The following is a 1,869-nucleotide window of genomic DNA, read 5'->3' on the forward strand; positions in this document are numbered from 1 at the left end:
GGCACGAGCTGCTTGGTGAGCACCAGGCGGCCGAGCATGGCGAAGCCCATGGCCGGCAGAATGTTGGCGGCAACGCCGCAACCATCAATGATGAAGGACGGGACGAAGTCGAGCAGGCCCTGGATGGCATCGGAGCCCAGATAGAAGGCGCCGCCGCACAGCAGGAAATACTCAAGGCAGCCCCAAAGACCCATGCCCCAATGAACGGCGTAAATGCCTTTAAGGTTTCCCTTGAGGGCGAACCTGTCTGCCATATCGACAAACACGGTGAACAAGGCACTAGTAATGTTGCCGATCGTCAGCGAAAGGACAGCGATGGGCATGGCGAGCGCGATGGCCGTCTCGGTACCCTGACCGAGCTGAATGGCAAACGCGCAGGCGAGCACGCCGCCGATGGTTTCGTTAGGCGGCACGTAGGCGCCGATGGAAACCGAACCCATGAACAGCAGCTCCAGGCTGGCGCCAACGGCAAGACCAGTCTGCAGGTCCCCCAGCACCAGGCCCACGAGCGGGCACAGGACGATGGGGCGGAACGCGTAGAGGGTGCCGAGCTGGTAGTCGAGACATCCAAACGCTCCGACTAAGCCGACGAGGATTGCTTGGACAAGCATAATTCCTCCCAATAAGGAATATCGAACCGTCGTCACTCCCGTCGCGCGCGTTGTTGATATCAATTCCAGGAGTTCGATCACACGGCTCGAAGCGTACCTGGTGTGCTGCGAACACCCATGCCAGGCACAAATGATTTGATACCAATTATAGATATGCAGGTTCTTACTATTTAATACCACTCGCTCAGCGGGGTGTTTTTTACCGTAAACGGCAGACGTATCCCATCAGGCGCGCTCTCTGTTTCGATGGCGGACAAGCGCCACCAGAAAGCCATCGCCAAAGGCATCGTATGCCAAGTTGCCTACAATCACCAAAACGATTATCGCCGCGCCCAAAAACTCGTTCCAGCGAAAGACCTCGCCAAAGAGGAGCGCCGACCAGCAGGGAGCGAGCACGACCTCGCTCATGCAAACCAAGTTGGCCGCAAACGCGTTAGTGCGCGCAATCCCCTTGGCATACAGCACACTCGCAAGGCCGCTGCAAAAAAGGCCATGCACCAGCATAAGCCCCCACTCAAAGGGTTTTACGGAGCCTAGGTCGCCGGCAAAATAGACGATCGGCAGTATCGAGATGCCGCAGGAGATGAGCGAGGACACCATGGGCGACGCATCGGGGCGAGAGTTCAAAAAGAAACACAGCCCAAAGGTGGCGCCCGAAATGACGGCAAGCAGGTTGCCGAGCATGCCCTCGGCACTCAAATCACCTAAAAAGAAAAGTCCCATACCCGTAAAAGCAACCACCACGGAGGCAATCTTTGCAGGCGAGGGCAACGTACGAGTTGCGAGCGATTGATACACGATAACGAAAATCATCGAGGTGTACTGCAGAACGATCGCGTTGCCGACCGTCGTGAGCTGGTTGGCAAAGTTAAACGTGGTGCCCGTCACGAAGTTGCAGACGGCCACAAGGACAATAAGACGGCTGACGCGGAGGACGGGCCTGCCGACGAGCAGGATAAAGAGCGCCATAAATATTGCCGTAACGGCACCGATCAAAAGAGCTGACTGCGAATTGGCGCGAACGAGGATGCCGATAAAACTCCATAAGAGCGCCGTGCCAAATAGATACATCGCCCCGCTCACGCCATTATCGGGTGGATTGTCAGATCGAATCACGAAGCACCTCCAGCTAGCTTTCGGTAATAAAAAACGGCGACCGCAATGGGTCGCCGTTTCCCTTGGGGGCAGAATAAAACGCAGGAACCTACGCCAGCACGCCGAAGAACGCGCCGATGATGCCCACGACCATGGTGGCCAC

The 1,869-nt window shown here is 56.8% G+C and carries 2 protein-coding genes; both read right to left on the reverse strand.

The window, feature by feature from the left end; translation table 11 throughout:
- A partial coding sequence (locus tag DXC52_RS09840; RefSeq protein ID WP_147330625.1) for a PTS sugar transporter subunit IIC occupies positions 1 to 611 on the reverse strand: 611 nt, incomplete at its 3' end.
- Positions 612 to 836: 225 nt separating this feature from the next.
- Positions 837 to 1,727, reverse strand: coding sequence for a DMT family transporter (locus DXC52_RS09845; RefSeq protein WP_233504934.1), 891 nt, complete (start codon positions 1,725 to 1,727; stop codon positions 837 to 839).
- Positions 1,728 to 1,869 lie beyond the last annotated feature (142 nt).

The sequence above is a fragment of the Collinsella sp. TF05-9AC genome (assembly GCF_003438495.1).
GTDB lineage: Bacteria > Actinomycetota > Coriobacteriia > Coriobacteriales > Coriobacteriaceae > Collinsella.